The organism is Pelotomaculum propionicicum (assembly GCF_004369225.1).
In the GTDB taxonomy this organism is placed as follows: Bacteria; Bacillota; Desulfotomaculia; order Desulfotomaculales; family Pelotomaculaceae; genus Pelotomaculum_B; species Pelotomaculum_B propionicicum.
Map to the genome: position 1 here is coordinate 1 of NZ_QFFZ01000009.1, position 26,084 is coordinate 26,084.

A 26,084-nucleotide genomic window follows, 5' to 3' on the forward strand; every position below is an offset into this window, starting at 1 on the left:
CCAACACCACGTGCTTGGAGATATCATACGACTTTGTTTTGTTCATTGGCTCCTCCCTTGCGGTTGACCATTGTTCAAAACTGGATAACACAGCCCCTTCGCTCCACTCCCATTACGGAGCTTCGTCACTACTACAGGCTGTTCCGCCCCTGCACTCCGCATCGGTACTTTCGTCCTTACGGGTCTTCCGCTTGGAGTTTTCCCTTGGCATCGGAGGGCAGGTTCCCACGTTCTTAATCAAAGCCTGTGCCACGTTCACGCCGCCTACATGCCGGTCACCACCTGGCCGGTAAACAGGTTTCCTCCAGATTTATCCCGGGTTAACGACTACCCCCCGGTTTTGATGACGTTCCTACGCTTTCGACACTTTATCAACGGTTCACTGGTGTTCGTCTCCATTGGCACATACCTGACGAAGTCTCGCTCCGCCTTTTCCGTAACGCTCACTACCATGGCTTTTGTCCACAGCAGCTTACGGTGGTTTGAAGCCTCCACCTGCATGGCGGCTCCGAGGGGCCTTCCCTCATCTTCGATTAAGCATGGCTTTAGGGCTCTCATGCAGCCCTGCGCCTTCGTGGCGCACGATCGTCGGCGTAACGCACGACAACCACCTCTCCAAGGGCCTGTCTCTTTCGCCAGTGGTTTACCCACAGGTCAAAAACATAGTGCAGGTAGATGTTCGCCAGAATTGGCGATGCAACTGCCCCTTGAGGTGTGCCCACCGTCGTCTTTGACCATTGGCCATCTTCGGATACTCCCGCTCTGAGCCATTTGCGAATTAGGCGAAGCACCCGTGAGTCTGCAATACGGTGCTCCATGAACTTCATCAGCCATTCGTGGTCAACGGTGTCAAAAAAAACTGCGTATGTCTGCATCCAATACCCAGTTTACTTTCCGCTGTGTGATTCCTACCCATAGTGCATCCAGTGCGTTGTGCTGGCTGCGTCCCGGTCGGAATCCGTAGCTGAAACCTACAAAGTCCTCTTCGTATATCTGGTTTAGTACCCATACTACTGCCTGTTGAACTATTTTATCCTCCAGTACAGCTATGCCGATGGGGCGTTGCTTCCCGTCCGGTTTGGGTAACCAGACCCGCTTTGAGGGCGTTGCGCGATATCTGCCACTTTGCACACGCTGGTGGAGGTTTGACAAATTTTCCTCCAGTTTATTTCCATACTGCTGCCATGTCACCCCGTCTATTCCGGGTGCCGCATTTCGCTTTAAGGCATTATACGCCTCCCGGAGCAGATCGACTGTAACATGGTGCATTAGGCTGGTGAAACGGAGGTTCTTGTCTCTCCTCGCTGCTTCACGTATTCTGTCAAGCCCGCTCAATGCTTCCCCCTGTCTCTGCGTACAGTTCGCAGTCGTCTCTTCAGAATTTCCCTTGGTCACCGGCCTTCCCTCCAGCGCCTCCGCCATCGGTTAACCAATTTTGTTCGGCACCTTCTTCGGTACTATACCGGTGTCTGGCTTCTCAGCGGCGTACATGCCAGGATTACGGCCACGGGCCTTCCCTGGCCGACCCGCCGGCATCTTGCGCCAATGGGTGCCGCTGAGATCTCCCGGTTCTCGAACATAGAGTGTCCACGCATGCTCAGGGTCTCTGACTCCGCGGGGCCGGTATACGGCTCGCTGCGTTCTTTACGCCGTTATACCGTATTGCCTTCCCTGCCGGTTCACGAGGTCGGCACCCCGGAAGGGTGATTTCGGAGCTCAATGGCTGGCCTGCGTTTCCCCCTGTCAACGCTTCACGTGCGGCCTCACGACCACCCGCGCATGACTCGGGGCCGTGGTGGTGCAGCTTCACCTTCCACGTAGGGCTCTTTCATCCCCTACTCTATGCCGGTTTATCCCGGCGCTTTCGAACCGTCCCCTTGTCTCACCCTTGTCTCACTTCCCTTGTCTCACTTATCTCACGTAGTTTTGGATATGTTAGTGGTTGCCGTTGCGGCCCTGGTCGCCGCCGGAACGGTCATCTTTATTGTTTGACCTGCCCTTGGATTTTCCGCTGTTTTCATCCCGCTGGGAATCCTTTTCCTTATTTCCGTTATTTAAGTCATGGCCGGGCATATTTATTTTGCCGTTATCTTTGTCCTGCTTTTTGTTGTCAGCAGCATTGTCTTCCTGATCCAGCTTTTTATCCGCTCCTGGTATATTTTTGCCTGACGGGTTATAGCGCTCAACAAAAATTCCCCGTCGGTCCGGCATATTTCCCTGTTCTCCCGTACTGCCGGTATCAGCTCCTTGTTCCGAGTCGTTTAACAGGTGAATGATAGAAAACTTCTTCTCTTTTTCCAGTTGACCCAGGTTTATAGTCCCCACTTCGCCGGCGCTGAATTCTATACTCTTTTCGGCCGACTTCTGGAGCAAAAGGAACCTGCCGGTGGATACGCCGGATTTTAATGCCTCCCGGCGCACTTCAGGCTGTACGGGTGTGATGATCACTTCAGCGTCCAGGCCGCCTGTGTCCATAGGTTCTCTAATCGCCCCGTAGACAGACTCCAAATCTATCGCGGCATCGTCACCATTATCAAAGGTGATGGTCGCCAGTACAACATTGTCCTGCCCGGCAGACAAATAACCATCGGTGATAGCCTGCTTTATAATCAGCTCAACCGCCTCGGGCAGGGCACGGCCTTTTACCTTAACTTTTGAAATTATGGCTACACCGTCACTGTTCAGGCCGCTGCCTGAAACCACTGTCCCGTCACTTGCCACCGCCAGCTCAATACTGGGGTTAATATCTATGGTCATATAGGCGGAGGCTTCCGGAGCCTGGCTGGAATAAAACCTGCCGGCAAGAATGAAAACCAGCAGCATTGAAGCGGCCAACACAAAATGTCTCAGGTATGGAACTTCTCTTTTTTCCCTGAAAGTTATCTCCTGGCCAATCTCGGTTAAACCACCGCCGGGCAGCGGAACTTTCTTGAACTCACCTTCAGGAGTGATTACTATACACGATTTCCCTTTGATCTTAGTGACAATACCACGCTCTTCCATCTTAGGCCTCCTATCCCTCGACAGGCAATTTCAGGTAAGAACTCAGGTGCAGAAAGTCATTCTGCCTGGAAATAAGAAGTGAAATGGCAATTATATATTTGCGGCCCCTTTCCAGAGTCTTGCGGCTAATACCGGTGCAATTCTCCAACTCCATCAGCGGCAGCTTTTTTTTAGCTCTGAACTCTTTTAAAAGGTTCTCCCTTTTGGTCAGTTCCGCGGCGGCAAAGATCAGGGAACGGCGGGTGTCACGGTGCCTCGGTGAACACTTGACCAGATCTTCAAATGACACGCCGTATTCTCTCAGCAATCCTTCATACTCCCTAATCTCTTCCGCCCTTTCCCTGGCAGCGGTTTCCAACAAATAAACTTCCCAGGCTTTACTGAATTCCGCGCTGTTTGATTCTTCCCCCTGCTGCGGCAGGGGAACCTCAACGGAAGTATTCCTGTTCTCCCGCCGCCTGTGGTCAGTGAGCCTGCTCATAATAACGATCCTGGCGTAAGCCGGGAAAGGGACCCCCGTGTCCGCGCGGAAACGATCTATGGCTTCGTTGAAAGCCACCAGGGCAACAGCAAGCTCATCATCCCTGCCCCATTCCAAATACCGCCTGGAGAATTTACAAGCAATTTTATGGATAAAAGCTTTATTGTTGTCCAGGAAATCTTCCCTGAGTAAGCGGTCACCTTCTTTGATTTTTCTGATATCCTCTTCAACCTGTACAGGATGCAAGTTTTCACTCCCCTTTTTGCCTGCGGAACACCTCTTTTCCGTGTGCTATAGGGGCTGGCTGTAGACCACTCCTATCTTTTTATACGAAAAATGAGGCTTTTTTGAGGGGCCTAAAAGATAATCCACGCTAAAATAAAAAACCGGCAGTACAATAGTTCGTTCTCCGGAAGCGTTAATGGCAAATTTTCTTCTAAGAAAAGGTATTCGTATAAATTCATTCAAAACGCAGGCAATCTAAAAAATCAGGCAGTACTGACTAACAACTAATGAAAATTGCGGAAAATCAATATTTGGGCGATAAAAATCACAGGGACACCAATTATGAAAAGCGGTTTCTTAGTTTTATGCCTGAACAAATGCATTCCCAGGTATAAACCAACCGAACCGCCCACCAGGGCCACTAGCAAAAGACGGCTTTCAGGGATCCTGTATTTGCCGAACCTGGCCAAGACCTTATCATACCAGATCATCAAAAAGGCAGCTAAGTTAACAGCTATGATATATATAATCATTTATATATACTGGTCCATAAGCCAGCCTGTATCCTCCGCCTGAGACTGTTTTGGTGCTGTAATAGTTGTAGTCCTGCCGCCTGAAACATATGTCCTGCCGCATTCAGGACAAACAGATGTGTATATTTGCACATACTGCGCCACTGTTTCCCTGTTTTCTCTCACAGCTTCTCCCTCAATTAATGTTTAAGAGAAAAAAACCGATACTGCTTATACCCGTTTTATTCTATGCCGGTTATTATTTTCCTGTATTTAATTCAAAAAGTCTTAAAGTAAAGTGAGAAAATATTATGCATAGAAGAAATGCACTATGCCCAGACTAAAGGCATGGGAATTATAGCATTACACGGCGGGTTGGACACAAGCAGGGAAAAAGAGTACATGGCAGTTCTGCAGGAGGCGGCTCTGCTGGGATACGGGCTATTGGCAAAAAGCCGCACCCAGGCGCTGGAGGCGGTGCTGAGGGCACTGGAGGACTCGCCTAAATTCAACTGCGGCTACGGCTCTGTACTCAATATGGATGGAGAAGTTGAGATGGACGCGGCCATCGTAGACGGCCCGACCGTACGTTTTTCCGCTGTCGCAGCTATCCGCAATATTCAAAACCCCATTTCGGTGGCCCGCGTGCTGATGGAAAAGACCAATGAGGTCATCTTAGCCGGGGACGGAGCGTTTAAGTTCGCGCGCCAGCATGGTTTTCCGAAGGTTAACTGCATCTCTGAAGAACAGCTGGAGGCCTGGCGCAAAGCCCGGGAAAGCCTGGCGCGAGGCGAGACGCCGACGCAAAATTTATTCACCGGCCTTGAGTACAGGGGCGACACGGTGGGGTGTGTGACTTGGGACGGCAGCGGCCTCGCAGCGGCTTCTTCCACAGGCGGCTGCTCATTAAAAAAACCTGGCAGGGTTGGTGACACGCCGAGCCTGGGCGGCGGCATCTTTGCCTCCGGGACCAGCGCCACGGTGTGCACCGGTGTCGGAGAAGCATTTATAGAAACACTCACTGCCAAGTTCATCGATGAAAAAATATCGGCGGGCGCGTCGCCTCAGGAAGCTGTGGAACTTGCCCTGAAAAGGCTTTATAAGCTAAAAAAAGTCGAGGGAGGAATTCTGTCTATAGATGCAAAGGGGCAGATCGGATCAGCCTTTAATGCCGGCCAATACCCGGTAGTTGTTGTAGTTGACGGCAAATTACTGGACAGATTTGAACCGGTCAATATACGGGGCAGCATATCGATGCATTAGGGTTCTCTGATCTCAAACCAGGGAAACATGTTTTTTCCATCCGGGTGATAATCTGTAGTATACAGCCCGCCTGACATTATGGTAAACAACGGCAGCGTAACCTTCCTGTAAGGACAATGCTCGGTGGCATAAACAGAGCTTCCCACAATCTCAAACCAAGGCAGTACACCCGGACCATCAGGGTGCTGCCCCGCTGTGTATATTTTTTTGCCCTTTATTTCAAACCATAGCAGACCCTGGCCCGCATCAGGATGATGGACAGTGGTATAGATCTTACTCATCTAATCGCCTCTCAGCAACATATATTTCTATATATCAAAGTATGATTTGCTTGCAGCCTATTCCTGCCAAAGGTCTACCTTTTTGAGGAATTCGGCGGATACTAGTGTATTGCGATCATGCTCTTCCTCCAGGAAAACTAACTTATAAATACCTGGAACCACATCAAATTTATGGCCTGAAGCAGCTGATATTACAGCTGACTTCGGTTCTGTCTCCCTGAACAGGTCTTCATTTAAGACAGCATAATGTTCGAAATAGAATACTTCCCTCTCTTCAAAATCATCTTCTTTTTTATTAAGTTGTTCTACTTTAATAACCAAATACTCTGCCATTTTATCATTCCTTCCAAATAATGTTTATGCTAAATCTTTACTTCATTCACCAGTATTTACTAAATTTCCGGCATCATCTGTTTTTAAATTATCCGTTATTATAAGCATTTTTTATAGTTGAGGCCAGGGATCAGACTGTCATCAAATATATTTATCCCCAAATTATCCGCCAAAATTATGCCAGGATCCGCATATATTTTATTCAATGCTCGTTTGCTCTTTCCTTTTGTCAGTTGCTAGAAATTACTGAATAAATATGGTATTTAAAATTAGCGGGCATTGAAAATCCTGTTGCTTTTTTGCCAGTTTGCCAATAATTTTAAGAATTTTGTATTTTTATGAAGGAATTTACGATGTGTTGGGCGAAAGAACAAGTATAACCAAAAGATACAATTTGGCGATTTTAAAAAATTAGTTTCACAAACCAAAATAAAGTGAGGTTAAATATGAAGAGAAATTTTATTATTTTTGTTTTGCTGTTGACAACAGTAGTTTTTTTAAGCCTAAGCCTGCCTGTATATGCTGAAGGAGAAGCGCTTAAAGAAGGCATGTCCGGGGACAGTGTGCTTAATCTGCAGGCAAGATTGTGCGACCTGGGGTACTACCGGGGTGCTCTCGACGGATCATTCGGCCCCGGAACACGCAGTGCTTTAATCAGTTTTCAGTCTGACAACAACCTTGAGGCCGACGGTATTGCCGGCCAGGCCACACTCACGGCTCTGGACATTACCAGCGCACCTTCCGGTGGTGACCAGCTCCCGCTGAAAGTTGGTTCGTCGGGCACCATGGTGCTTAGACTGCAGGCCAGACTGCATGACCTGGGGTATTATCAGGGCGCTCTGGACGGCTCATACGGTTCCGGCACAAGCAGCGCCGTGGCCAGCTTTCAGTCAGCCAACCAGCTGGCTGCCGACGGCATTGCCGGCATGGACACGCTGAGAGCGCTGAGTCTGATCAGTTCAGAAGTTTCCAGAGGTGATACATCGACCAGGACTGACACAACCCAAAACAATGCTCAGCCGCCTTACAAGGAAGGCATGTCCGGCAACAACGTGCTAAAACTTCAGACCAGACTGAGCGAGCTGGGTTACTACCAGGGACCTCTCGATGGTAAATTCGGTGCGGGGACACGAAGCGCCGTAGCCATTTTCCAGGCAGATAATTACCTGGAGATTGACGGCATCGCCGGCCTGGCAACCCTGACAGCGTTGCAGTCGGCAAAACCCCGGTCAGCTATTCCCAACAGGGGGGATGTGGACCGCAAAGCCCCGGCCCTGGTCGCTTTCGCCAAGCAGTTCTTAGGCACACCATATGTCTGGGCGGGCAAATCACCATCAGGTTTTGATTGTTCAGGTTTCACTTATTATGTGTTTAACCACTTTGGTATCAGTATTCCCCGTGCGGCGGATGAGCAATATTTCTCCGGCGCCAAGGTAAGTCAGCCGCAGTTGGGAGACCTTGTGTTTTTCTCCACTTATGAAGCTGGTCCTTCGCATGTCGGCATCTACATAGGGGATAATCAGTTCATACATTCCAGCTCAGGCACGGGAGATGTCACCATTACTTCATTATCTGCATCATATTACAGCGCAAGGTATTTGGGAGCGTGCCGCTATCTCAGGTAACCACAAAAAATTTACTGGGAGATGTTCTTAATGGAACAAGGAAAAAACCACTCTGAGAGTGAATTCGACTGTGAGTGCGGCGGTGAGACGCAACATCTTTTTACTACTGAAGACGAGGATTCAGTTTACAGGTTTTTCAAGTGCAGAAAATGCGGCGACGTAATTAATACCGACAGCCGCAAGTAATTTGTTTTGTAATGTTTATAAGACCCCGGCTCTGTTATAATAGCAGCCAGCCGGGGTTTTAACTTTTGTTCTTCCTGATTGTTTCCAGGCCGATGATACAAACTGCCAGCCAAGCGCCTCCCGCCGCAAAGCCGGCGATTACATCACTGGGAAAATGCACGCCAAGGTAAACACGGCTGCCCCCTATGAAAAATATAAGGCACGGGGTTATTATGACCACAGGCCAGGCCGGCTTTGCCCGCTCACGCAGGTTAAGCCACAGTAAATAACCCAGCATCCCGTAAAAAGCTGTGGAGATCATGGCGTGCCCACTGGGAAAACTGTAGCCGCCCACCTCGATCAGGTGCTGGATATCCGGGCGAGTGCGGTGAAAAGTATGTTTAAGCACAGTATTCAACAGCCAACCGCCAGCCAGGCTGCCGCATAGTACCACTGCTTCCCATTTATGTTTCAAACGAAACAGCAAGTACCATCCCACCAACAGCATCAAGCTAATCTCCACTGACGCAGACCCCGCCTGGGTTATGACAACAGCTGCACTGGTTGCACCGCTGCTGGCAAAACTGCGGATGAAATCACCCACCACCATGTCAAACAAACCAAGCTCTTGATATAAAAGATCCTCTACCAGTTTTGCAAACACCAGCAGAAGCAAAGAACATGCCGCAATTCCCCAGGTCAGGCGTGAACCCAGTTTGCCCAGGGGTGAGCTATGTAAAGAGTTTTTTAATCCTTCGAGTCTGATCACCCTCACACCCTCTGTAAGAATCTATTCCAACAAAACAACCTTAATAATACTATCTTTTTTATTTTGCCAGATCAATAGTTCTTATAATTATTATAAAACTTACAAGAAGAGTCTCTGAATCAATAGAGAATAGTTTAAGCGTTGGCATCCCAGACAACAAAAAAGAAGGCCACCCGTACAGGTGGGACGTCTAAGACAGAGTTTTTTTTGAATCAAGTTTTAGGAATGAAGGCTGTAGAAAACATAAGGGGCAAGTAAGGTCCAGACCAACACCAATACCCATAGTCTGCCCTTAAGCAAATTATAGTTGTACAACAGGTCGTCCCAGGAGTGTTTCATAACATAGTGACCGAAAATGAATTCAAACACTATTGTGAGAACAACCCAAACTCCACCTATAGCAAATGCCTGCCCAGCTGATCCTATAATCCAGATTCCTGTAAGGATCCAAATGTATACGCCGAATAGCATAATGCCGGTGAGAGTGGAAAGCTGGTGGGCGGTAAGCTCACCCATGTGAGGGCGATACCATTTTTCACGGACCCCTCCATTAAGAATTGCTATTATTACAAGCCCAACCCAAGCTAAGGCATATTTCATTATTATTCCCATCTAAAAACTCCCTGATATTAAGAATCATAGAATCAAACATAGAACTCTCTCATGTCGTCCAGCCTGAGGCAGCCAATTTTTCCGCCATAGGCTGCTCCGCAGTCAACACCAATTTTGTCGCCATATTTCTCATCAAACCAAATGTAATTTTTGTCGTGCAGGACCGAGGTGGGTGTGTGACCAAAGATAACAGTTCTCCCCGCGAAAGCACTTCTCCTGTAAAAATCGCTCCTGATCCAGAGCAGGTCGTCTTTTTTCTGTGACTCCATTATTTTTTCTACCGTACTGTCCTTTGAGTCCGAGATGTTTATTCCGGCGTGCACCAGAATGAAATTGCCCACCATCTTATATAAATCCGTGCTCTGAAGGTAGTCAAGAACGTTATTTCTTCTTTCCTGGGAAAGCCTTTCATACTGTTGGAGAGTCGTACCGCCCAGGTTATCCACCCATAAATCCATTGTTGAGTTCTTTCCTCTGGAAAGGTAGGACAGAAACATCTCTTCGTGGTTGCCCAGAATCAACTCCATATTACTCTGCTTCGTTATGTATTCCAGTAAATCGATGGGCTTTTCGCCCCTATCTATTACATCGCCCAGGATGTACATCTTATCACTGTCACCAAAGCCGATTTTATCCAACAAAGTCATAAACCCTTCATATTTTCCGTGAAGGTCGGATAATACATACTGCATAAAAACTCTTCTTGCCTTCTCTCCGCTTTGTCTGATTATTTGGAATAATTAGTATACTAACACAAATTCTTAATAATAACAAGACGAAATTTGTATTCAGTAGCTGCTGATTTTAAGCATAATCTCAGCCGGAACTCAGACGGTTTTAAGATATATAGCACATATACTAATTTAAAAATCAGCTGTTCCGCTGATTCCAGACAAGGCGCCCGGTACTAATTCGCAAGCCATTACATATTCATCAGGGATATTGTATCTACTTTTGATCCCAAAATTAAATGCGCCTTTAAAACCAAATCTATGGTAATATGCAGGGTCCCCAACAAGCATGACGGACGTGTATCCCATTGCTTTTGCCAATCTGAAACTTTCCTTTATTAAACCGGAACCTATCCCTCTATTTCTGTACTCCAAAACAACTGAAACCGGCGCCAGAAGAAGTGTTTCAAATCTAGTGCTGCTGCTTACGATACAAGTCTTTGTCAACATTATATGTCCAATCAATTTGCCGTTTTCCTCAGCAATCAGAGCAAGCTCCGGTATATAATTACCGCTGCCGCGCAGTTGATTGACAAAATCCTGCTCCTTGCCGTCTGCAACTTTTGCCGTCTGAAAAGCAACTTTTACCAAATCATATATTTGTGAAAATTCTTCCGGTTTTTCTCTTCTGATCAGCACTTATGATCTACCCCCGTTTTCATTAACAGGACATGAAGGCCATTCTTTTTTTGTGCGACGATTGCCAATTCCGGTGATTCAGAGTCATACTCTTTACCAGCAACATCAGAATATGTTTCAATAATTTGCAGATTGTTTTCTTCAAATTCTCTTTTCAAAGAATCCTTGCTGTAATGTTGAAACCAGTTATAGACAATACTAAAATGGTAAGCTACATCCAAAAAGAATAAGACCCTCCAGTATAGTTAGAGTGCCTTAAACTAAATAATAGTGTATTAGTCATTACTAATTAGTATCTTAAAGTAAAACCTGCATTGCCAGCAGGTTAGCTTATATCCACATATATTGCATTTTCGCTCTCATCGTACCTTGCGATGAATTTGCCTTTTTTATCAATGCCGAAATGGTTGAAAAATCCCCTGGCAAATGCCTTTGTTTTCTTTAATGTTTGACCTTCATCCGATGCCTTGATTCTAATAGTTTTGGTATCTTTATCATAAGCTAATTCAATTTTCTGGGCCTGGAGTTTTTCACGCACATGTTTATTAAGGACAATCGCGTTCTTAGATAATGATACGATAAATTCCTTTTTAACCTTTTCCCCTCTGGGTTTATAAATTTCAAATACCATATTTCACAACCTCCATATTCTTGGTTATTTTTTACATATGCAAAATTATACTACTATAACAGCTAATTTATCAATACTTTTTTATTATAGCTCGGTTGTTACCCCCCTTTTCTTAATTATTATTCGACTTCTACAAATATTTATAATGTCCTCGGAGTTAAGATTAATTAATTTCCGACAAATTGTTCTATAATATTACATAAAAGCCTTTTGCCTATACTACTAAAGGAATTGATAATTATGCCTAAAATTATTTTCCATAAAGAAAACACAGCCATTATAAAACTATCGGCTTCAGATCCCAGATTAGGAGATTTAATGAATCTGGTTGGTGCCTGCACGCTAACCCTCAGGAAAGATTACTTTTCTTCACTGCTGAGGGCGATCACCGGCCAGCAGCTTTCCGTTCAGGTTGCCAGGACAATCTGGAGCAGGATTACCCGGTTATGTGCTGATATTGAACCTCAGGCCATCCTGTCCCTGGCTGATGAGGATTTAAGAGGGGTTGGAATTTCCAAGCGGAAAGTTTTATACATGAAGCCAGCAGAGCCCTATCCTCCTGGCCAGGTAAGAGCCTTTATTAGTTTATCCGATATTCGGTGGCTTTACCCATTTACACAAAACATGGTACACTCCCGTTGTACTTGTTCTTAACAATTTTCACGTCTTTAACTCTAGCTTATGTCTACATATATTGCTTGTTCGCTCTCATCATACCTTCCAATAAACTTGCCCTTCTTATCAATGCCGAAATGGTTGAAGAAACCTCTTGCGAATACCTTTGTTTTCTTTAATGTTTGCCCTTCATCCGAAGCCTTGATTCTTATAGTGTTGGTATCCTTATCATAAGCTAATTCAATTTTTTGTGCCTGCAGTTTTTCACACACATGTTTGTTGAGCACAATTGCATTCTTTGATAATGAAACAATGAATTCCTTTTTTAACCTTTTTCTCTCTAGGTTTGTAAATTTCAAATGCCATTCTGCCATACCTCCATATTCTTGGCTGTTTTTTTTAGGGTATGTAAAATTATACTACTATAATAGCCAAATTATCAATCTTTATTTGTTAAACTTAATAAAATTAAGAATTACAGCAAATAATCATTAACTTTACTTATAACATCCCTCTTTTTACTTGTTTAACCAAACGGCTTATTTCCGTAGCTGACAAAGGCAATAATTTCAATTCCACTATATTTGTTATATTCCTTTAATTATCTTTTTCAAAAGGTTTTGTCGGAAAATGGAAAACCCTCCCGGAGGAGGGCTGAGAGAAGAGATATTTCAGTCTGGTATTAGCATACCCTGGTCACTAGGCGCAATGCATACCGCTGGGTACTTTCATTTATGTGGATAAGTAACATTTTGAAAGCCTTAGCAAAGTAAAATCACAACGGTAGTTGTAGCGCAGTGGCTTGCACGGCGAAGTAATTTTAAGAGTACTCTCCGTTAAAAAATTCTAACACCACACTTTTTTTACCGGCTGTACTATTTTTTACTTCTCGTTTATTTTACCATTTCCCGCTTTTAATTGGAACGCTTTCCTAAAGGGGGGAAATCCCACCAAATAAAAGGAGTTCAACTAAAAACGTTGAATAAAGGATAAAACGGGAGGAAAAACAACTCCATGAGAGAGTTGGTTTTCCTAGTTTAATTCCTAAATGAAGGGGTTGAATTCAATGATAGGTAAAAAAGTAACCCGGCTCGTATTAATGAAGAGTATGCCAAAAACACCTTTTTCAAAGGTAGAATTTAGATAATCTCAAAAGGAAACAAGAAGGGATTTACCGAAAACTACCGAATCAAGGATGAAAGTGGTAATAATACGACCGCCCAAGAAGGGTGGTCGTTGTGGTTTTGGGGCGTTTCGACAAATGGCGACATTTCATGACCATCTTATGAGCCTGTCTATTTATTGCATTTTAAACACCATTTTATTTATTTGGAATTGCCATTTTGTATTCTTAGATAATGACAAAGAAACACTAGCCAATAGCTTCATTATCCGGAAGCAATAAGCAAAGCAGTGGTCGAACAATTGTTAAAAAATTGGTATCTTTGGAGGCCCCGATGATAGCTATAGTCAGGAGTACTGTCCTGTACGGCCTGGAAGGCCAAGTTGTGGAGGTTGAAGTTGATGTTTCCAAGGGTTTGCCTGGCTTTGACATAGTAGGGCTGCCGGACGCAACAGTGCGGGAATCGAAGGACCGTGTCCGCGCCGCTATAAAGAATTCCGGCCTCGAATTTCCCGTTAAGCGGGTTACTGTTAACCTTGCCCCCGCCGACCTAAAAAAAGAAGGTCCGATCTACGACCTGCCAATAGCCGTGGGAATTTTAGCGGCCACCGAACAGCTGCCACCGGAGCGGTGCGGTCATTTTGTGTATATCGGCGAGCTTTCCCTCAATGGGGCCCTGCGGGCGGTAACAGGCGCCCTGCCAAATGTGCTGGCAGCCAGGGAGTCCTCTTTAAGTGAGGTTGTAGTACCGGCGGAAAACGCATCCGAGGCTGCTGTCGTTGAGGGAATGAATATTTTCCCCGCGGGCAGCCTTGCTGAGCTGGCCGGTTTTCTGCGGGGTGAAATTGAAATAAACCCCTGTCAGGTTGATCTGACAGAACTTATGAAAAGCAGCAGGGTCAGTGAACTGGATTTTTCGGATGTTAAAGGGCAGCAGTCTGCCAAGCGGGCGCTTGAAGTTGCGGCTGCCGGAGCCCACAACCTGATCATGGTGGGCAGCCCGGGTTCGGGCAAAACCATGCTGGCGCGCCGCCTGCCGGGTATACTGCCGGAGATGACCTTTGAGGAATCCATAGAGGTGACTAAGATTTACAGTCTGGCCGGATTGCTCAAGCCGGGACTGCCTCTGATTACCAACAGGCCGTTCCGGTCACCGCACCACACCGCTTCCACCATAGGACTGGTCGGCGGGGGCAGGATACCCCGCCCCGGTGAAATCAGCCTGGCCCACCAGGGGATATTGTTTATGGACGAGATGACCGAGTTTCAAAAAGACGCCCTGGAAGCTCTGCGGCAGCCCCTTGAAGACGGGGTGGTGACCATTTCCAGGGTTAGTGCCTCCTTAACCTACCCGGCCAGGCTGATGCTGGTCGGCGCGCTGAACCCATGCCCCTGCGGCTACTATGGCGACCCTGTGCGCGAGTGCTCATGCACTCCTAACCAGGCGCAACGGTATATCACGCGCCTGTCTGGCCCGCTGCTGGACCGGATTGACATAAGCATTGAAGTGCCCAGGCTGCTATACGAGGAAATCTCCGCCGCCGAAAAGCCGGAAAACTCCCAGACCATTAAAAACAGGGTCGAGGCCGCCAGGGAGCGCCAGCGGGCCAGGTTTCGCCAGCAAACGGAAGAAGGCGGCAGCCGCCAGCCGCCTGCCTGTAATGCCCAGATGGGGCCAAAGGAAATCAGGCGGTATGCCGCTATGACAAAAGCAGCCCGCAGTCTTTTTAAAGACGCCTTTGGCAGGCTTTCCCTGAGCGCCAGATCACATGACAAGATTTTAAAGGTAGCGCTTACCATTGCAGACCTGGAAGGCTCCGAGCTAATAGCTGAACACCACCTGGCGGAGGCTATGCAGTATCGTTCCCTTGACAGAAGCTTATTACTTTAGGTTGATTATGACAGGTGCCCTCTGTTTTTTTGATTCAGATGCTAAAACAACCTTTTCCACCAGGGCCTGTGGTCTTGTTTTTCTCCTTCATTCTCAGCGTCCGCCTGATCAAATTTTCTTTCAAAAAGCTGCAGGTAGCTTTCTCTGACACTCTGGAAAGGATCTTTGGACGGTGGCCTGTCCCCCGCTCTGACGGGAGGTTCCATTTTTTTATCATATATTTCCCTGATCTGACGGACGGGATCCTGCTGTGCTTCTTCCGAAAGGCTTACCACGAAAAGGCCTTGCTCGACCCCATGTTCCTCTTTTGCATCCAGAATTTCATCATAAGTCTTCCGGATATGCTGAACGGAATCTTTCTCCATGGCCTCATCAAGGGCATCTCTGAACAAAGCCCATATACTTTTCTTCGGCCCTTTTTTATTTATGCTGCCTTCCTTCATGTATTTACACCTTTCCGGACGAAGGTTAATTCATGAACTGCCGCTGCTATTGAACTTCTTGATCAACTTATAAAATCCTGCCGCATGAATTTGTCGAACATTTATTCTGTTTTCAATCTATCCGATGTAAAATTCAAGGCAAATTTTCACCCGGGGTTTGGCAGCTTATAAAAGGTCCAGGCAAAACAAAAAGACCGGGCTATGCTAAAACTGGTAAAGGACTTATCAGCCTACCCGGCCATGTGTCAAACAGGAAACGCCACTTTGCTTTTATCTGAAAACTAAATTATTCTTTCTTAATCCCAGCTTTTTCAGCGATCCTGTCCAGCCCGACAAACAACACCCAGTCCAATGAATTCTCATCCGCATCCTTTAATTTTGCAATATGCTGGTCTGGCTCAACCAGAATGCCGCGTAATGACAGGTTCTTGATCGCCGCAATGCCCTGCTCGATTTTCCAGGGCTCTTTTTCAATAAGCTTGGCCATTGGCTCTATCACTCCCTGCATGTTTTTAGCCACGTCATTCACGAAGTCTTCCCAGGTCCTGCCGTGCATTTGAAAATAGCCTACCGGGTCTGTGTGGTCGGTCTCTCCCCATTGTTCGCTTACCCAGGCATGGCTGTTCAGTTGATTCATATTAGAAGGTTCCCACTGGTATTTCCGGCAAAGCATTGACGCCAGCCATACCCCACGTTTCCACACTTCCTGAAATTTTTCGGGATCGGTAAAATGACACAGTTCCACAGATAAAAACCTTCTGTTTGCAGTAGGCCCGGCATGCCACGCAACTTCATCCTCAGGTATTATTTGGACAATGGCGCTGTAATCAACAAAAAAGTGCGCGGAAGCTTCCCTATAAGCATTATGGAAATAAGCGCTTTCATTATTGCTTGTAGCTCCCGGCGTAGCCGTTTCGTGAACAGTTAAGCCCTGCGGGACCAGTTCTGTTCCTGGACGGTTATACTCTCTGCCCAACTGCAAAAAGTCCTGTATTATTTCATACTCCTGCATTTACACTCCTCCCTTCGTTTTTTCTTAGTGAAAATAACCAGACGATATAACAGTAAAATTTTACATATTTTGCATTTATCCTGCCAGAGAAATCCAATACTATAAATATTTTTGCAATATTGAGATGCGGTGGAAATATCATTTAAAGGGATTGGTTTTCCAACTGTTGAATATTAACGGTATCGTTAGGGCACGGGGTGATGAGTTTTGTCTGATATTACTGTGGTAATTGACGGTATGACCGGCGTAGGTAAAACATCTTTTTTAAAAATCATTGCCGCCAGGCTTAACCTGGTTCCATATGAGGAAATCTTCAGGGATGAAAACGACCTTTTGGGAAAATTCTTTACCGAGGGAAAAGAATGGTGCTTCCCCATGCAGATCAGTTTTCTCAACAACAGGTTTGTCCAATATAAAGAAGCGCTAAAACTCGGCAAAGTGATTATGGACAGGTCCATTTACTCCGATCCCATCTTTGCGTCGTTCTATTATAAGTCCGGTGATTTCAAACCTGAGGAATACTATGTCTACAAATCACTTTTCAATAACCTGATAGAATCGTTAAAGCCGCCTTCCATCGTAATCTATCTTAATGTTTCGGCTGAAGAGGCCATGCGGAGAATCAAAAAAAGAGGCAGGCCCGACGAACTCATGGTTGCTGAAAGTTACTGGCGGGCCCTGCATCAGGAATACAGCGACTATTACCAGAACTACAGGCTTTCCCCCCTCCTGACTATTGATGTGGACAGCCTGGATTTCGTTAATAATTTAAAAGATCAGGAATTCATTGTCAGTACGGTTCTTAACGCCATCAACCTATAAATCTCAAAAATAATAAATTGCTCCCGCCAAGAGAGCAATTTACTAAGAAAATTTCTATAATAGTATCTTAACCGGTCAAGCCGGTTTATTTTATCCTATCAACCCAACTGGTCGATCAGCCTGAAGTGCTGGTCCACCAGTTCCTTCAGCTTACGCCGCAGCTGGTCCAATATGCTCGGCTCACCAGTTTGATTGATTTTTTCTTTAACCTGATTAATATCATTTATGGTGTTTTCCATGGCCTCCAACAATTCATCCCTGTTCATCACCGCACATACCCCCTTTTAGTTTTTTCAATATATACAAGGTAAAACATAAATCTTACGGTTTTATTACCACATTATTAACAATCATAAAAAATTAATTAATTGTAGGTGCGAGTTTATTCGCACAATACTACCACCTCTTATTTTGCCTGTCTGGTTTTCAGCATATGGCGCCCGGTTTCAGGAAAAATCTTATACTTGTCATTAAGCCTGATGAACCAGGCGGCAGACTGGCCCTGAAATAAAAAAGCGAGCGAAACCATAAAAGCCGCGGTAACACCAAAAGACGCTGCCGCCAGGCCGATTGAAATCGCCAGGTTGCGCAGGACAGTGCCGAAAACAAGGGTGACCGAGTCCTTCCTGTTGAAAAAAAGTCTGCCTGCTTTTATGGAAATAAAATAATTAACAAAGTAAAAAACCACCCAGACCAGCAGCGAGCTGAGCAGCAGGCCAGGCTGTGAAACAATCAGGCGGGCGTTGGTGCTGATACCGGTAAAAAGCATGTACACCATTCCCCAGGCGGTAACCGCCGGCAGCCAGGGCTTGACCGACTTTTCAAACTGCTCCTGGGAGTATTTCTTCAGTAAAAGATGATAAGTGAAGACCCCCAGGAAGAGCGGCAGGAACACCACTATGGAGATGTTCTTCAGCACAGCCAGCAGATCTATATGGATATAGCCGCCGACCATTACCAGAAGGTACCAGGGCGCCAGCAGCGAGCCGGCGACAAGGCTGAGCACGGTGAGTTTGACAGCGGCCGGCACATTCCCCTTGCCGAAATGAGTGAAAGCTATCGTCATGTTGGAGGTGGGCAGCAGGGAGGCAATGGCCAGGCCGGCGAAAAGCTGCGGGTCACCCAGCAAAAAAAGCACACCCAGGATGTAAGCCAGCGCGGGGACCAGAACAAAGTTGATCACTGACGCGGCAAGCAGCAGCCTGGTGTGGCTCAGGTCCACTATTTCCTTGATCTTAAACCCGATCATGGTGGGGTAGATCATCAGCACTGTGGCTGTCAGCAAATAGTTTTTCAGCACGCCGGTATCCCAAAACAGCCCTGCTATAAACCCCACCGTCAGCACCAGAGGAATGGTCAGTGTTATGTTGCGGGACGGGAGGAAAAAAAGATTAATTTTTTTCAACTGCAATCTCCTCGTATAGAATTTATTCTAATGATTATACGGTTAGCTCAGTGTAAAGATAAAACAAATTGACAGGATTTTTAAGGACAAAGAGAATACAGGAGTCAGGAGACTGAATATATAAGATCTTTTTTATTTCTGATTTTAGACTTTTGACTTTAAACTTCTGACTACTGAATTCTGAATTCTGAATTCCTTAAACTATTATCCTGTAAATCCTGTCAATTTGTTTCATTGGCAAAAGACTTGCAAGGCAACCCAAGTATGTTACTGAGAAAAGGAATAATCATATTTATTTTTAAAAAGCGTTTTCTATATGTTCCAGCCGTTTAACCCTGTCATCAAGGTCAAATTCCACGGCAATGACATCAAAACGGCAGTCGCTGCCGGTCTTCCTTTCGGCTTTGAGGTAATACCAGGCCAACTGCCTTAGCCTGGATTGCTTGCGTTTGGTTATGCTCTCCTCGGCCAGCCCAAACCCTTCGCTGCTCTTTGAGCGCACCTCGACAAACACCAGATACTCGCCTTCCTGCGCCACTATGTCTATTTCGCCCAGGCTGCAGCTGTAATTCCTGCAAAGGATACGGTACCCGTTCTTTTTCAAATACTGGCAGGCGGCCTCTTCTCCTTTTGAGCCCAACTGCTTTCTGCGTATCGTCATAGGTTCAGACACTCCTGTACGGGCTTGTACCCAGCCCGGTGGATCGGGCACGGGCCAAATTCGGCAAGTGCCGCGAGGTGCTCCGGTGTACCGTAGCCTTTATGGCGGTTAAAGCCATACTGCGGGTAAAGCTCGTGGTAGGAGTCCATCAGGCTGTCCCTGGTTACTTTGGCAATGATTGAAGCGGCGGCGATGGAGGCGCTCAGGCCGTCTCCCTCAATTATGGGCGTCTGAGGGCATTCGAGCAGGTCAATTTTAAAACCGTCCACCAGCACATGGGCAGGTTTAAGTTCCAGCCCCAAAACTGCCTTGAGCATGGCTTTCAGGCCGGCCCGGTGGATGTTTTCCTCAAAAATCTCCTCCACTGAAGAGATCCCCACCGACCAGGCCAGAGCTGTCTTTTTGATCTGCCCGGCCAGGACCTCACGCTTGGCGGCGGTTAGTTTTTTTGAGTCATTCAAGTCGGTGAGAAAGGTACCGTCAGGCAGGATTACGGCAGCGGCCACCACCGGACCGGCCAGTGGCCCGCGCCCGGCTTCATCAACCCCCGCCACGGGGTGAATGCCCCTGGCTTTCAAATCATTCTCATACAACAGCATCCTGGCCAGGCGTTGTTTTTCCGCTTCCGCCGCGCTTCTGGCCCGCATTAATTTCCTGTATATATCCCGCACACCTGATCTGGAGTCACTCAGCAGGGCTGCAAGCAGGTCCTCACTTACTTCTGCCGGACTGCCCGCTATCCTCTTGATCTCATTAACAGTTAAGTTTGACAGGTCCAATTGACAACCTCCTAACACTGTTACATTATGTTTTTGTTGCCAAGGACAATTTTACCTGCCGTGAAAAAATATTTTATGGTTTTATATAATATTTGGCACTTTTTGTAGGTTTAGATTTGAGAGGATAAATAAATTAATTGACAAGCATTTTTTCGCTTGTTATATTCTTGGCAGACCATAAGTGAAAAAGCATCTGGGAATTATACTCTATAACGAAAGCAGGCGGTTATATGCTGGACCAATCTCTTCAGAAAGTACTGGTGGACTTTAATCAGGAATTTTTAAAGGTTGAAGTGCCGGAGGGCGCCATAACTTTTGCATCCCCTGCCCCTGAAGCATTACAATCGGGCATGATCGCATCGACCCCTTTGCTTAACATCTGCCCGCCCCAGGTAAAAGCCGGCGATTTTTTTGTTACCCTGCATCAAGTTGCCGGAGTAATTAAAAAATTCATGCCGGATTTGGCCGGGGAACTGGAGCAAATTGAAGCCGCCCTGCCTGCCCAGCCTGAACAGCAGGAGTTGTTTGTGGCCGCGGCTTTTAAGCCGGGTACCGACTTGCTATCATTACTGAAGCAAGACCTTCCGGCGGAAACCTTTGGTTTCTTACTCAATCACACTGTTAAGCCGTTCATGCTGCAATATGCCCTGAAGGCGCAATCACTCTATGACCTTGAGCAGTGGCTGCAGGGAAACTGCCCGGTTTGCGGCGGCAAACCCACCCTGTCCCTGTTGGAAAAAGGGACCGGCAAACGTCAGCTTTTCTGCGGTTTATGTGAGATTAAATGGCGTTTTCACCGCCTTGGCTGCCCGTACTGCACAAACAATGAGTCCCAGTTTTTTACGGTCGAAGGGATGGAAAAGTACCGCGTTTATTTTTGTGAAAAATGCCGCGGTTATATCAAAACCGTCGATGAAAATAAAGCAGGCGGTGAACCTTTGAACCTGCTTTGGGAGGATATCAATACAGTGCAGTTGGATGTCCTGGCCATGCGTGAAGGTTATTTCAACCAGCAGGTTGACGAACCGGCGCCGGAACATGAAAAATAATGTTCACCTGCAGGAGTTTTGCTCGCTTCTGTCAAAAAATGTACTATTAAATTATGAAAGGGGTGTAAATAGCTCATGCCGCATATTGGAGCGCCTGAATTAGTTATAATTGTAATACTGGCCTTGATTATTTTTGGCCCCGGCAAACTACCCGAACTGGGGAAAGCTGTAGGCAAGACGATCAGGGAATTTCGCCGTTCCTCCTCGGAAATAATGGATGAAGTAGAGTCAAGCGCAACTAAAGATAAAAAAGAAGAACAACTAATCGAAGCGGCGAAAGGCTAAGCCTTTTGCTCATAGAGAGGGTAAAAAATGTCTAAGAAAACCGACGAAATGTCTGTGATGGAACATCTTGAAGATTTGCGTCGGGTTTTAATCGTGTCTATTATCAGCACCATAGTGCTCGCTGTGGCTGCTTATTTCTTCAGTGACCAGATTTTGGCCACCCTGATGGAACCACTGACCAAACTCGGTCAAAAAGTGTTTTTCACAGGCGTTACTGAAGCAATTTTTGTTAAAATCAAGCTCTCGTTTTTTGCGGGATTTTTAGCTGCGCTGCCGATCATTTTGTGGCAGGTCTGGAGCTTTATTATTCCTGCGCTGAAAAAAAATGAGAGGTTTGCTTTTACTTTCTTTGTTTTGATTTCGTTTCTCTGCTTCATAGGCGGAGTGGCTTTCGGGTTTTTCGGCGTGTACCGCTACGGCGTCACGTTCCTGCTGCAGTTTGCCGGTCCTACCCTGGCGCCGATGCTGACAATTGACAAATACATCTCTTTCACCATTTCGTTTCTCCTGCCTTTCGGCATTGTTTTTGAATTTCCGTTGATTAGTTATTTCCTGGCGAAACTGGAGATAGTCAGCTACGCGTTCTTTGCCAGAAACAGGCGCTACGCCATTCTGGCGGTAGTGGTTATCGCCGCTGTGATTACCCCTACCCCTGACATCATAACCTGTTTGATCGTCAGCGGCCCCATGTACCTGCTTTTTGAAGCAAGCGTGCTGGTGGTGCGGATTGTTGAGCGGGGCATAGCCCGCAGGAAACGCCGGGAGCAAGAAGCCGAAATGGCTAACGCCCAAACGCTTTAGCCTTTCATGTTACATGGGAAGAGGTCGGGTTTGTGAAGCATAAAATCAACAGGCGTGATTTTTTTAAAATATTGGGTTTGAGCACAACCGGAAAAACCTTTTTGGAAGAGGTTAGGGCAGCTCCGGCTATAGTCACCCCGCCGGAAAACAAGCCTGCTTTTGTGCTCGGCCCGGTGAAGTTAAATAAAGCTACCGAATATATTACCATCTGTGATGATTGCGCCTGCGGCTGCAAACTAATTGTGTACTCCGAAGGCAGCCGTGTCATCCAGGTTGAGAGATTTGCCGACAGTCAAGACAACGAATTATTATGCTGTAGAAATAAGGACATGAACAAAATAGATAATAATAATTAGAACCGCCTCATAATAACAAAACCGGTTCATAGCTTAAATTGCATCTACTTTCAACAACACCCTGTAAATATTTAAAATTTCTTTATAAAACAAAGAAATTTTTATTTTTATTTGCAGGTAAAAAAAATAATTATACAGAATTAAATTAGATAACTTGTAGGCTACTCATATAATTAATTTACGGCTTTATTACCTTTATTAAATTTTAAAAAATGATGTAGCCGAAGGATTAAAGTTTTTAAAGAAAAGAAAGGAGGCAAGCCACAAGAGTATTTACAGAGGAGAGGGTAAAAATATTTTTCCCAGCAATCTAAGTTAAACATCTCCGAACCTGGCGATCTAAGGCTTAAAGCTATGATTTCCAGGTCGTTAGGGTATATAGGGAAACCGGTATGCCTCCCGGACTTGGAAAGGAGATAAAACGAGATGACTGAGAGTGCGCACTTTTATGTCAAAGGAGGTCAGGTTTGTGAAGCAAAAAATCAGTCGTCGCGATTTTTTGAAATTTTTGGGTCTGGGCACTGCCGGAACAGCTTTGCTGGAAGGCGCAACCGCTATACCCGCGTTTGCCAGCACAGCTGAAGACAAGCTCCCCACTTTTGATTTAGGGCCCCTGAAGATTAAAAAAGCCAAAGAAACCGCTTCAGTCTGCGCCTTTTGCGGCTGCGGCTGCGGTCTTATTGTCTATTCCGAAGGTGACAGGGTTATTCACATCGAAGGTGACCCGGATAATCCCAACAATGAGGGTTCCATGTGCTCCAAAGGTATTGCACTCGGCGACGCCAATACCATCGTTGACAAAAACCGCAAGAGAGTTGTCAACAACCGGCGGATTATGGATGTGCTTTACCGCGCTCCCGGCAGCAATAAATGGGAGAAGAAAGACTGGGATTGGGCCCTTGCAGAAATCGCGAAAAGAGTTAAGAAAACTCGTGACGAAACCTTTGAAGAAAAAGACGAAAAAGGCGTCACGGTTAACCGTACACAGGCCATCTGCCACATCGGCAGCGCGTCCTGTGACAATGAGGAAAACTATCTCTTCCAAAAAATGCAGCGTGCCATGGGGGTCATTAATATCGACCACCACGCCCGCCTCTGACACTCCTCCACTGTGGCCGGTCTTGGCCAAACGTTCGGCAGGGGTGTTATGACCAACAGTTTTACTGATTATAAAAACGGTGACGTGTTCCTGGTTATCGGGGCCAACCCCGCGGAAAACCACCCGCAGGTTATGCGCCATATGGGAATCGCCATGGCTACCAGAGGCGCCAAGCTGATTGTCGCCGATCCCAGGTTTACCAAAACGGCAGCCAAGGCTGATATCTACGCTACTCTTCGCCCCGGCACCGACATAGCTTTCCTTTACGGCATCATGAACTACGCTATTCAGAACGGCCTGTATTTTTATGATTACGTCCTTAACTATACCAACGCTTCCTTCCTGGTAAACCCGGAATATGGTTTCAGCGACGGTTTGTTTACCGGGTTTGCCGACGGCAAGTACGACACAAAAACATGGGCATACCAGATGAACGGGGATGCTATAGCAAAAGACCCGACCCTGCAGGATCCACGGTGCGTGTTCCAGATCCTGAAAAAGCATGTATCCCGTTATGATATCAAAACAGTATGCAAGATTACCGGCACACCAGAAGATGTGTTTAAGAAAGTATGTGACCTGTACTGCTCCACCGGCAAGCCGGACAAAGCCGGCAACCTGATTTACGCCATGGGCATCACCCAGAGCTCGCACGGCAGCCAGAACGTCCGGGCCACAGCCATGCTGCAGCTGCTGCTGGGCAACATCGGCATCGCCGGGGGCGGTGTCAACGCCCAGCGGGGCGAGTCAAACGTGCAGGGTTCCACTGACCAGGGTATACTTTATCACTATCTGACCGGTTATCTTGGTTCAGTAAACGCCACACTGCACCCCACGCTTAAAGATTATCTCGACAAAGAGACTCCCAAGACCAGCTTCTGGTCGAACAAGCCTAAGTTCCTGATCAGCATGCTGAAAGCCTGGTACGGAGCCAAAGCAACCAAGGAAAACGACTTCTGCTTCGATTATGTCCCCAAACATGACGGCAAAGACCACTCTCACCAGGCAATATTCCAACAAATGTCTGAAGGCAAAATCAAGGGGTACTTCGCCTGGGGCCAGAACCCCGCGGTAGGCGGACCAAACTCGACTGTTGCCCGCAAAGCACTTGAAAACCTTGACTGGATGGTAGCCGTCGACCTGTTTGAGACAGAAACAGCTTCGTTCTGGAAGGCCCCGGGGGTCAACCCGGCCAATATCAAGACCGAGGTTTTCCTGCTGCCCACCGCTTTTTCCTATGAGAAAGAAGGCACAGTGGCCAACAGCTCCCGCTGGATCCAGTGGCGCTGGAAAGCGGTTGAGCCGCCCGGGAAGGCCAAGAGCGACCTCTGGATCGCTTATGAAATATTTAAGGCTGTCCGCAAGGAATACCAGGCCGGCGGCAAGTTCCCCGCCCCCATCCTGGATATGGTCTGGGATTACGACCTGCCCGGCCATGACGAGCCGGACATCATGAAGATCGCCAAGGAAATGAACGGGTACACTGTAGCCGACGGCGCCACGCTGGACGCCTTTTCAAAACTTAAGGACGACGGTTCAACGGCATGCGGCGTCTGGATTTACGCCGGCTATATGTTTGAGGATCCCGTACTGAAGGTTCCCGCATCGCAGAGGCGCAGCCGGGAAGACAAGAGCGGCCTCGGCCTCTTCCCGAAATGGTCCTTTGCCTGGCCGGCCAACCGGCGCATCGTTTACAACCGCTGCTCGGCCGATCCTTCCGGCAAGCCCTGGGATCCCAAGAGAATGCTGGTTTCCTGGGACGGCGCGCAGTGGGTCAACAATGATGTGCCTGACTTCGGCTTTAAAGACGCGACCACCGGCGCCTTTATCACCCCGGACAAGTCAGCCGTTAACTGCTACATTATGACCACCGAGGGTGTAGGCAGGCTGTTCGCGCCGACCGGCTGCAAGGACGGCCCCCTGCCGGAACACTACGAGCCGGTGGAGAGCCCGGTAAACAACCTGATGAGTAAACAGCAAAACAATCCGGTGGCTGTTAAATACAAGGGTGACTTTGCCAAGCTGGCGCCGACGGCGTCTCCGGACTTCCCCTATATCGGTACGACCCACCGCCTGGTTGAGCACTACCAGAGCGGCGCCGTAACCAGAAGCTGCCCCAACCTGGCGGAACTGCAGCCGGAAATGTTCGCTTCAATATCTCCAGGTCTGGCCAAGAAGCTGGGAGTCAAGCCGGGTGATATGGTAGCTGTCAGTTCCATCCGCGGCGAAATAAAGTGCAGGGCCAACGTCCTGCCGATTATCAAGCCGTTCAAGATTGACGGCAAGGAAATTGAGCTTATCGGACTGCCCTGGCACTACGGTTTTTCGGGGATAGCCACAGGCGCCACGGCCAACGACATAACGCCCAGCGTCGGAGACCCGAACGTGATGATACCTGAATCAAAAGCTTTTCTCTGCAACGTTAAGAAGGCTTAAAGCTTGGTGAAAACCATAAACACCTAATTTCAAGCAG

Annotated in this window: 34 protein-coding genes and 1 riboswitch; of the genes, 11 read left to right on the forward strand and 23 right to left on the reverse strand. The window is 47.1% G+C overall.

What is annotated here, in order from left to right:
- Nucleotides 1-112 precede the first annotated feature (112 nt).
- From Pmgp_RS19655 to Pmgp_RS19660, 8 genes are all read right to left on the reverse strand, one after another.
- Nucleotides 113-253 carry a hypothetical protein gene (locus tag Pmgp_RS19655; protein ID WP_192902817.1) on the reverse strand — a complete coding sequence of 47 codons (141 nt, stop codon included), beginning with the start codon at nt 251-253 and terminating at the stop codon, nt 113-115.
- Nucleotides 254-554: 301 nt separating this feature from the next.
- A complete protein-coding gene (locus Pmgp_RS20825; protein ID WP_205077954.1) occupies nt 555-875 on the reverse strand; it encodes a reverse transcriptase domain-containing protein in 321 nt (106 codons plus the stop codon).
- The gene (locus tag Pmgp_RS20060; protein WP_205077956.1) at nt 850-1,395 is read right to left on the reverse strand and encodes a reverse transcriptase domain-containing protein; all 546 of its coding nucleotides are present in this window, start codon (nt 1,393-1,395) and stop codon (nt 850-852) included. Before Pmgp_RS20060 ends, Pmgp_RS20825 begins: the two co-directional genes overlap by 26 nt.
- 62 nt (nt 1,396-1,457) lie before the next feature.
- Nucleotides 1,458-1,580, reverse strand: coding sequence for a hypothetical protein (locus tag Pmgp_RS20530; protein WP_282432879.1), 123 nt, complete (start codon nt 1,578-1,580; stop codon nt 1,458-1,460).
- 355 nt (nt 1,581-1,935) lie between these two features.
- The gene (locus Pmgp_RS05875; protein ID WP_134213049.1) at nt 1,936-3,003 is read right to left on the reverse strand and encodes an anti-sigma factor domain-containing protein; all 1,068 of its coding nucleotides are present in this window, start codon (nt 3,001-3,003) and stop codon (nt 1,936-1,938) included.
- 10 nt (nt 3,004-3,013) lie between these two features.
- Nucleotides 3,014-3,730, reverse strand: a complete 717-nt coding sequence (locus Pmgp_RS05880; RefSeq protein ID WP_134213050.1) for a sigma-70 family RNA polymerase sigma factor — start codon at nt 3,728-3,730, stop codon at nt 3,014-3,016.
- A gap of 263 nt (nt 3,731-3,993) precedes the next feature.
- Nucleotides 3,994-4,242 (reverse strand): DUF1294 domain-containing protein, encoded by a 249-nt coding sequence (locus tag Pmgp_RS05885; RefSeq protein WP_134213051.1) that lies wholly within the window; start codon nt 4,240-4,242, stop codon nt 3,994-3,996.
- Nucleotides 4,243-4,407: a hypothetical protein gene (locus tag Pmgp_RS19660; RefSeq protein WP_192902807.1), complete on the reverse strand. Its 165-nt coding sequence runs from the start codon at nt 4,405-4,407 to the stop codon at nt 4,243-4,245.
- 138 nt (nt 4,408-4,545) lie between these two features.
- On the opposite strand from Pmgp_RS19660, the gene Pmgp_RS05890 reads away from it, so the two are divergent.
- Entirely contained in the window at nt 4,546-5,484 is a 939-nt protein-coding gene (locus Pmgp_RS05890) for an isoaspartyl peptidase/L-asparaginase family protein (protein ID WP_134213052.1), read from the forward strand.
- Here the strand turns inward: Pmgp_RS05890 and Pmgp_RS05895 are convergent.
- Both Pmgp_RS05895 and Pmgp_RS05900 read right to left on the reverse strand, forming a co-directional pair.
- On the reverse strand, nt 5,481-5,765 hold the full coding sequence (locus Pmgp_RS05895; RefSeq protein WP_134213053.1) for a hypothetical protein: 285 nt from the start codon (nt 5,763-5,765) through the stop codon (nt 5,481-5,483). The genes Pmgp_RS05890 and Pmgp_RS05895 overlap by 4 nt on opposite strands.
- A 57-nt stretch (nt 5,766-5,822) precedes the next feature.
- Nucleotides 5,823-6,098: a hypothetical protein gene (locus tag Pmgp_RS05900; protein ID WP_134213054.1), complete on the reverse strand. Its 276-nt coding sequence runs from the start codon at nt 6,096-6,098 to the stop codon at nt 5,823-5,825.
- A gap of 446 nt (nt 6,099-6,544) precedes the next feature.
- On the opposite strand from Pmgp_RS05900, the gene Pmgp_RS05905 reads away from it, so the two are divergent.
- Nucleotides 6,545-7,723 carry a C40 family peptidase gene (locus tag Pmgp_RS05905; RefSeq protein ID WP_134213055.1) on the forward strand — a complete coding sequence of 393 codons (1,179 nt, stop codon included), beginning with the start codon at nt 6,545-6,547 and terminating at the stop codon, nt 7,721-7,723.
- 30 nt (nt 7,724-7,753) lie between these two features.
- Nucleotides 7,754-7,909 (forward strand): hypothetical protein, encoded by a 156-nt coding sequence (locus tag Pmgp_RS19665; RefSeq protein ID WP_192902808.1) that lies wholly within the window; start codon nt 7,754-7,756, stop codon nt 7,907-7,909.
- Nucleotides 7,910-7,967: 58 nt separating this feature from the next.
- Here Pmgp_RS19665 and Pmgp_RS20535 read toward each other — a convergent pair whose 3' ends face one another.
- The 6 genes from Pmgp_RS20535 to Pmgp_RS05935 form a co-directional block, all read right to left on the reverse strand.
- Nucleotides 7,968-8,657, reverse strand: a complete 690-nt coding sequence (locus Pmgp_RS20535) for a phosphatase PAP2 family protein (RefSeq protein ID WP_134213056.1) — start codon at nt 8,655-8,657, stop codon at nt 7,968-7,970.
- A gap of 219 nt (nt 8,658-8,876) precedes the next feature.
- Nucleotides 8,877-9,269 carry a hypothetical protein gene (locus Pmgp_RS05915; RefSeq protein WP_205077958.1) on the reverse strand — a complete coding sequence of 131 codons (393 nt, stop codon included), beginning with the start codon at nt 9,267-9,269 and terminating at the stop codon, nt 8,877-8,879.
- Nucleotides 9,270-9,301: 32 nt separating this feature from the next.
- Nucleotides 9,302-9,961, reverse strand: a complete 660-nt coding sequence (locus Pmgp_RS05920) for a metallophosphoesterase (RefSeq protein WP_134213057.1) — start codon at nt 9,959-9,961, stop codon at nt 9,302-9,304.
- Between the two features lie 171 nt (nt 9,962-10,132).
- The gene (locus Pmgp_RS05925; protein ID WP_134213058.1) at nt 10,133-10,639 is read right to left on the reverse strand and encodes a GNAT family N-acetyltransferase; all 507 of its coding nucleotides are present in this window, start codon (nt 10,637-10,639) and stop codon (nt 10,133-10,135) included.
- A complete protein-coding gene (locus tag Pmgp_RS05930) occupies nt 10,633-10,860 on the reverse strand; it encodes a hypothetical protein (RefSeq protein ID WP_134213059.1) in 228 nt (75 codons plus the stop codon). The genes Pmgp_RS05925 and Pmgp_RS05930 overlap by 7 nt, the downstream gene beginning before the upstream one ends.
- A gap of 104 nt (nt 10,861-10,964) precedes the next feature.
- Complete coding sequence (locus Pmgp_RS05935) at nt 10,965-11,270, reverse strand: hypothetical protein (protein WP_134213060.1); 306 nt, start codon at nt 11,268-11,270, stop codon at nt 10,965-10,967.
- Between the two features lie 318 nt (nt 11,271-11,588).
- Between Pmgp_RS05935 and Pmgp_RS05940 the strand changes: the two genes are divergently transcribed.
- Complete coding sequence (locus Pmgp_RS05940) at nt 11,589-11,924, forward strand: DNA glycosylase family protein (RefSeq protein ID WP_192902809.1); 336 nt, start codon at nt 11,589-11,591, stop codon at nt 11,922-11,924.
- A gap of 20 nt (nt 11,925-11,944) precedes the next feature.
- On the opposite strand, the gene Pmgp_RS05945 is transcribed toward Pmgp_RS05940, so the two are convergent.
- Nucleotides 11,945-12,259, reverse strand: a complete 315-nt coding sequence (locus tag Pmgp_RS05945; protein WP_243119744.1) for a hypothetical protein — start codon at nt 12,257-12,259, stop codon at nt 11,945-11,947.
- A gap of 1,083 nt (nt 12,260-13,342) precedes the next feature.
- On the opposite strand from Pmgp_RS05945, the gene Pmgp_RS05950 reads away from it, so the two are divergent.
- On the forward strand, nt 13,343-14,899 hold the full coding sequence (locus Pmgp_RS05950) for a YifB family Mg chelatase-like AAA ATPase (RefSeq protein WP_134213062.1): 1,557 nt from the start codon (nt 13,343-13,345) through the stop codon (nt 14,897-14,899).
- 41 nt (nt 14,900-14,940) lie between these two features.
- Here the strand turns inward: Pmgp_RS05950 and Pmgp_RS05955 are convergent, their stop codons facing one another.
- Together Pmgp_RS05955 and Pmgp_RS05960 are read right to left on the reverse strand one after the other, a co-directional pair.
- Entirely contained in the window at nt 14,941-15,342 is a 402-nt protein-coding gene (locus tag Pmgp_RS05955) for a hypothetical protein (RefSeq protein WP_153189190.1), read from the reverse strand.
- Between the two features lie 286 nt (nt 15,343-15,628).
- Nucleotides 15,629-16,354, reverse strand: a complete 726-nt coding sequence (locus Pmgp_RS05960; protein ID WP_134213064.1) for a peptidoglycan recognition protein family protein — start codon at nt 16,352-16,354, stop codon at nt 15,629-15,631.
- A gap of 207 nt (nt 16,355-16,561) precedes the next feature.
- Here Pmgp_RS05960 and Pmgp_RS05965 point away from each other — a divergent pair, with 207 nt between their 5' ends.
- Nucleotides 16,562-17,176: a deoxynucleoside kinase gene (locus tag Pmgp_RS05965; protein WP_134213065.1), complete on the forward strand. Its 615-nt coding sequence runs from the start codon at nt 16,562-16,564 to the stop codon at nt 17,174-17,176.
- Nucleotides 17,177-17,274: 98 nt separating this feature from the next.
- Here the strand turns inward: Pmgp_RS05965 and Pmgp_RS19670 are convergent, their stop codons facing one another.
- The 4 genes from Pmgp_RS19670 to Pmgp_RS05980 form a co-directional block, all read right to left on the reverse strand.
- Nucleotides 17,275-17,445 carry a hypothetical protein gene (locus Pmgp_RS19670; protein ID WP_192902810.1) on the reverse strand — a complete coding sequence of 57 codons (171 nt, stop codon included), beginning with the start codon at nt 17,443-17,445 and terminating at the stop codon, nt 17,275-17,277.
- A gap of 137 nt (nt 17,446-17,582) precedes the next feature.
- Nucleotides 17,583-18,581: an arsenic resistance protein gene (locus Pmgp_RS05970; protein WP_134213066.1), complete on the reverse strand. Its 999-nt coding sequence runs from the start codon at nt 18,579-18,581 to the stop codon at nt 17,583-17,585.
- A gap of 298 nt (nt 18,582-18,879) precedes the next feature.
- Nucleotides 18,880-19,242 carry a YraN family protein gene (locus tag Pmgp_RS05975; RefSeq protein ID WP_134213067.1) on the reverse strand — a complete coding sequence of 121 codons (363 nt, stop codon included), beginning with the start codon at nt 19,240-19,242 and terminating at the stop codon, nt 18,880-18,882.
- On the reverse strand, nt 19,239-20,021 hold the full coding sequence (locus Pmgp_RS05980) for a ribonuclease HII (protein WP_134213068.1): 783 nt from the start codon (nt 20,019-20,021) through the stop codon (nt 19,239-19,241). Before Pmgp_RS05980 ends, Pmgp_RS05975 begins: the two co-directional genes overlap by 4 nt.
- A gap of 230 nt (nt 20,022-20,251) precedes the next feature.
- Between Pmgp_RS05980 and Pmgp_RS05985 the strand changes: the two genes are divergently transcribed.
- From Pmgp_RS05985 to fdnG, 5 genes are all read left to right on the forward strand, one after another.
- Nucleotides 20,252-21,070: a formate dehydrogenase accessory protein FdhE gene (locus Pmgp_RS05985; RefSeq protein WP_134213069.1), complete on the forward strand. Its 819-nt coding sequence runs from the start codon at nt 20,252-20,254 to the stop codon at nt 21,068-21,070.
- Between the two features lie 75 nt (nt 21,071-21,145).
- Nucleotides 21,146-21,355, forward strand: a complete 210-nt coding sequence (gene tatA, locus Pmgp_RS05990; protein WP_134213070.1) for a twin-arginine translocase TatA/TatE family subunit — start codon at nt 21,146-21,148, stop codon at nt 21,353-21,355.
- A gap of 27 nt (nt 21,356-21,382) precedes the next feature.
- The gene (tatC, locus tag Pmgp_RS05995; RefSeq protein WP_134213071.1) at nt 21,383-22,156 is read left to right on the forward strand and encodes a twin-arginine translocase subunit TatC; all 774 of its coding nucleotides are present in this window, start codon (nt 21,383-21,385) and stop codon (nt 22,154-22,156) included.
- A gap of 32 nt (nt 22,157-22,188) precedes the next feature.
- Nucleotides 22,189-22,512: a hypothetical protein gene (locus tag Pmgp_RS06000; protein ID WP_134213072.1), complete on the forward strand. Its 324-nt coding sequence runs from the start codon at nt 22,189-22,191 to the stop codon at nt 22,510-22,512.
- 311 nt (nt 22,513-22,823) lie between these two features.
- Nucleotides 22,824-22,944: riboswitch (molybdenum cofactor riboswitch) on the forward strand.
- Nucleotides 22,945-22,960: 16 nt separating this feature from the next.
- Nucleotides 22,961-26,047: a formate dehydrogenase-N subunit alpha gene (gene fdnG, locus Pmgp_RS06010; protein ID WP_153189191.1), complete on the forward strand. Its 3,087-nt coding sequence runs from the start codon at nt 22,961-22,963 to the stop codon at nt 26,045-26,047.
- The last annotated feature ends 37 nt before the right edge of the window (nt 26,048-26,084 follow it).